Annotated in this window: 4 protein-coding genes and 1 pseudogene; 1 reads left to right on the forward strand and 4 read right to left on the reverse strand. The window is 63.3% G+C overall.

Features of this window, described 5'->3' with window-relative positions; all coding sequences use genetic code 11:
- Positions 1-288 precede the first annotated feature (288 nt).
- The 3 genes from istB to VKI00_RS08175 form a co-directional block, all read right to left on the reverse strand.
- A complete protein-coding gene (istB, locus tag VKI00_RS08165; RefSeq protein ID WP_324436600.1) occupies positions 289-1,113 on the reverse strand; it encodes an IS21-like element helper ATPase IstB in 825 nt (274 codons plus the stop codon).
- Positions 1,110-2,711: an IS21 family transposase gene (istA, locus tag VKI00_RS08170; RefSeq protein WP_324436601.1), complete on the reverse strand. Its 1,602-nt coding sequence runs from the start codon at positions 2,709-2,711 to the stop codon at positions 1,110-1,112. The genes istB and istA overlap by 4 nt, the downstream gene beginning before the upstream one ends.
- A gap of 266 nt (positions 2,712-2,977) precedes the next feature.
- The gene (locus VKI00_RS08175; RefSeq protein WP_324436602.1) at positions 2,978-3,589 is read right to left on the reverse strand and encodes a hypothetical protein; all 612 of its coding nucleotides are present in this window, start codon (positions 3,587-3,589) and stop codon (positions 2,978-2,980) included.
- A gap of 93 nt (positions 3,590-3,682) precedes the next feature.
- On the opposite strand from VKI00_RS08175, the pseudogene VKI00_RS08180 reads away from it, so the two are divergent.
- Positions 3,683-3,861, forward strand: a pseudogene (locus VKI00_RS08180) (amidohydrolase family protein); the annotation flags it as partial.
- Positions 3,862-4,024: 163 nt separating this feature from the next.
- On the opposite strand, the gene VKI00_RS08185 reads toward VKI00_RS08180, so the two are convergent.
- Positions 4,025-4,744, reverse strand: a 720-nt coding sequence (locus tag VKI00_RS08185; protein WP_324436603.1) for a hypothetical protein, incomplete at its 5' end; no start/stop codon positions are given.

Genomic DNA, 4,744 nt, shown 5'->3' on the forward strand with positions numbered 1-4,744 from the left:
GCTGAACAGACCTCGCGCGGGCCTCAGGCGAGATCCACAACCATTCGCTGCTGGGATCGTTGCGACCAAGTCGGGTACTCGGGCGCTTCGACATTTCGGGTTCCTTTGGCGCCAGCATTTGCCACTTCACCATCTTAGCGAGAAAAGGTTTGCCAGTAGAATGATGGCGATGCCGAAACGATGTTGCAACTTGATTTACCACTGCCTAAATTTGGGGGACCTCAACAGTGGATAGTGGGTCGAACGCTCCTGCGGATCGGTGTGGAAGCGCACGTGGGGGTCGCAATGTCAACTTGATTTGGCCCCGGCGTGACGGCCTGATTTGGCCCCGGTCGTGGTTGGGGGTTTTGCGTTTCGGGCGTGGGCGAGCCGGTAAGAGGTGCTGCCGGTTTCGATGATCTGTCCGGCGAAGGTGAGCCGGTCGACGATGGCGGCGCAGAGGCGGGGGTCGGTGAAGGTTTTTGTCCAGGAGGAGAAGGGCTCGTTGGAGGCGATGGCGATCGCTGATCGTTCTTCTCGTTCGGTGAGGACTTGGAAGAGCAACTCGGCGCCGCGGCGGTCCAGTTGCAGATACCCCAGCTCGTCGACCAGGAGCAGATCGACGCGGCCGTAGCGGGTGATCAGTTTGGTGAGTTGTTTGTCGTTGGCGGCTTCGGCGAGTTCGTTGACCAGCTTGCTGGCCAGGGTGTAGCGGACCCGGTAGCCGGCTTCGGCGGCCAGGGTGCCCAGCGCGATGAGCAGATGGCTCTTGCCGGTGCCGGAGTCACCGATCAAACACAGTGGGTGTCCGGCTTTGACCCAGTCGCTGCTGGCCAGTTGTCCGATGACCGCGGGGTTGATGGCGGGGTTGGCCTCAAAGGAGAAGTCGTCCAACCGTTTCGGTCGGGGGAAGCCGGCGTCGCGGATACGGCGGTCGGCGCGGCGGCGGGTGCGGTCGTCGCATTCTGCGATCACCAGCTCGGAGAGGAACCCGAGGTAGGTCAGGTGTTCACGTTCGGCGGCGGCGGCGATCTCGGTGAACCTGTCGCGGATGGTGGGCAGACGCAATATGCGGCAGCCCTGCTCGATCGCCGCGGTGGCGGCCTGGTCGGTGACGGTGCGCCGGGCGGTCACAAGGTCTCCCTTCCAAGCAGGATGTCGTATTTGTCCATGCAGGGCAGCGGCCGCGCGTCGGCGGGCACCTCGGCGCGGTGGGCGGCTAGAACCAGTACCTGCGCGCCCTCATCGGTACCGCCGGCCTCGGGGACCCTGCGGTGGTGCTCGGTGGCCTTGCGGGCTTCCAGGGCGACCACATCGGGGTTGGTGGAACCGACCGACAGGGCGGCGGTGATCCCGGCGCGCACGTCGGCGCGATCGAGATGACGGTGCAGCAGCAGTACCTCGACGAGCGCCCGAGTGCCGGCGGCATCACCGTGATCCTTGCGGGCCGCGGCCCAGAACTGCTCGTGCTCGGCGGTGAACACCCTGGCCGCGCGGGCCTGGGACAGCGCGGTCGCCCCAGGCAGGGCGCCGGGCTTGCGCCACAGGATCTCCAGATAGTGATCCAGGTCCAGGACTTTGGCGCCTTTGCCGATCGCCCGCTGATGGCGGGCCACCACGGTCGTGCGGTCATAGACGGTGACCGCCGAGGCCGACAGCTTGACCCGCAGCCGATGGCCGATGAAGCGGGCCGGCACTGAGTACTGGTTGCATCGCACCATCACCTGGGCGTAGCGGTCCACCCGCGGCGACAGTGACAGCGTGGTGTCGAACACCTCACCGGGCAACGCCCGCAACAGCGTCTTCTCAAACGCCCCATCGTGGCCAACACTGGTCGCCCGGTTACCAATACGGCGGGCGTCATCGGCCTCATCAGCGGCCTGCAGCAGCGCATTGAGTTCGTCGATGGAGTCCACCACCGGCATCGGCACGCAGTGGTTGCGCCGAAACCGCCCGCCTTCGCCCTCGACCCCGCCCTTCTCGTGGCTGCCCTCGTGTCCGGGCTGGCAGTACCAGGCCTCAAATCCGTAGTGGGAGCGGAACGCGATCCAGCGGTCGTTCTCCTGGCGGGAACGCCCGAACAGGACCTGTTTGACCGCGCTGTTGAGGTTGTCGTAGCGGATCTTGTCTACCGGGACACCACCGAGACGGTCGAATGCGTACACGTGGCCTTCCAAAAACGCTTCCTGACCGGCGGTCACAGACGCCCGATGCGCGGCTCGACCCGAGTAGGACAACCGCATGGTGAACAGCGCCGTTTTCGTCTTCACCCCACCCAGCACCACCCACAGGTCGTGAAAGTCGACCTCGGCCTGGGCGGCTGGCTCGTAGGTCTGCGGCACATACCCTAATTCCAGCGGCCGGCCCGCCTCAGCGAGGATCTGCGGGCGGCGCTTGCGGACATGGTCACGCACCGTCGAGTACGACAACGCTTGTGCGCCATGCTCATCGACCAACCGGGCCAAGACTCGCCGTGCTGTGTGGCGCTGCTTCTTCGGGGCATCCAGATCGCTGCGCAACATCTCATCGATCGCCGCCTTGAACGGCTCCAGCCGCGGCGCCGTGCGCGCCGCCGTCTTGCGCGGCGACGGAACCGCCGACTCCAGCGCCTGGCGCACCGTACGCCGATGGACCCCGTGCTTATCGGCCAACGCCCTAATCGACAACCCATCGACCCGGTGATCACGCCGAATCGCCGCGAACTGCTCCACCTTCGAACTCGCCCTCCGCACGCCTTACCTCCATGACCAGCAATCCGGACTATCCGGACACCGATCACGCTGAGGTGGGGCCAAATCAAGCCGTCACAACCATCACGGCGTGTCGAACAAGTGGGGCCAAATCAGACCGTCACAACAACACCCCGTCGCCAGACAGGTGGGGCCAAATCACGCCGCCCCCCTGGGGCCAATTCAGACTGTCACGGCCATCCAAGCCAAGGTCGCGCATGTGCTCGACGTCTTCGGGGCGAAATAGGGGCCGGATGTCGCGTTCGAAACTAACCGAGATCGGCGGCGCAGCACGCTGGTTCATTGCTGAGTACCCGTAGGACGACGTACCGGTCAGGCTCTTCTTCGCTCGTCTTGTCGAGTGGACGCACTATCAGCCTGATGCCGTCTCCGGCGTCGAGTATCCGATAATCGCGAATCTCCAGTGCGCGCGGCGAGTCGGGGTGTTGCCGGAAGTACTCTAGGGTTCGCCGAATTCGTTCTTGATGGCCCGTGTCAAGCGCTTGTACCTCGCGGCTCGCCGATGCGGTGAACACTATGGGCGCCGGCCCAGGTTTCGCTCCATCGTCGACCACACGCGGCGAGATCACGGTTCGCTCAGGCGGGGGGATGACCTCACGCGCATCGACTACCTGCCCGTTCTTGACCTCTTGCTCGGCTTGACCGACGTTCAGTTCGAAGCCCGTCGGCCCGAACTTCTGCTCTCCTTTGAGGCGCTCAAGCAATGGCGCTGCGAGTACCAAACCAGCTCCGAGTATTGCGAAGGTGATTGTCGGCGTGTCCGGTCGGTGGTAGGCGTAACCCAGCACCGTAGTTGCGACAAAGGTCGCGCCCATAATTCCGACGAATATGTCGGCGATGTGTTTCGGCCCCTTCGCCATAGTGCAGGAGCGTAGGCCAGTCCGGGGAGCCCGACTGCTGCTTTGTGCGCACCGGGTCGACGACGGTTCAGGCCGCGAATTGTCCTCGGGGGCGGTCACACCGGCCCGCTCCGACCCTCGAACCCGGTCGACCGATTTCCTACCTCGATCGAGTGGCCCTCGACTTCCCCGAACTTGTCATAATGGCCGGCCACATCGGCTATCCGTGGACCACGGAGATGATCGCCCTAGCCACCAAGTACCCAAACGTGTACAACGACACCTCGGCCTACAAATCCGGCTCTGGCTCAAATTCCGTGATCGTGGTATCCAGGGCTTTCGCCTGCGGCCGCAGCCGCAGCCGCCATCCCGGCATCCTAAGTCATCAACAGGATCGCCTCGGCCAAAATAACTCGACAACCCGGGCCTAATTAGTTAGCGGACTACCGAACCGATTCATTTCTTTCCGCTCGATGGTGTTACGTCCGTCGGCGCATACTCGGCGGATACATCCGTATACGAGCCCATCGGATTTGCTTCCTCGAACTCCTCCACTTCGCTTGGGCCTTTTTTCTTGGACATGTCCCAAGCGGTGCCGACCGTCGAATCAATCCGGGGATATTCATTTCCCTGCTCGGCGGACTCTTGAGCGTCGGTGATCACCCACACCCTAACAACCTGTCGCGCGGCTACGAGTTCATCAAGGACGTTGGCTGGTGCTATTTCGTAGTCGATACACAGGAAGTGCCCCTCTGCCTGCGAGGGAATGGCTTGTTGGGTTGAATCATCGGGCAAGTCATCGCTACACGGTCTGATTTCTTTGATCCTGCGCTGGTTGAAGAATATTCCGCTGGCAGACAGGCGCGCCACGCGAAACCCTCCGGGTATATCTACTTCCCTCTCGACGGTATCGGTCTCGCCCGGCGTCAAAATGCCGCCGAAACCACTCATATAATACCCCGCATAACTCAGTTGAGCATCTTCACCCGGGGTGGGATTGACGCGATAGTCGCTATCCGTCGGGCCGCCGAGGTCCGCCAGGGCGCCCGCTATCTGACACCACGGCTGACGCCAATCCCATCCATCGCATGCCTTACGGTAAATCGGCTGCTGCGCGGTGGTGGGATACCAGGTGACCCGCATCAGCGCTCCCGCGACGTCGACCGGCACCGTCCC

Source organism: Mycobacterium sp., assembly GCF_035314665.1.
Taxonomy (GTDB): Bacteria; Actinomycetota; Actinomycetes; order Mycobacteriales; family Mycobacteriaceae; genus Mycobacterium.

Bases quoted from the DNA above. Each gene is read 5' to 3' on its own strand.
- VKI00_RS08175 (WP_324436602.1), bottom strand. From the start codon at position 3,589: ATGGCGAAGGGGCCGAAACACATCGCCGACATATTCGTCGGAATTATG.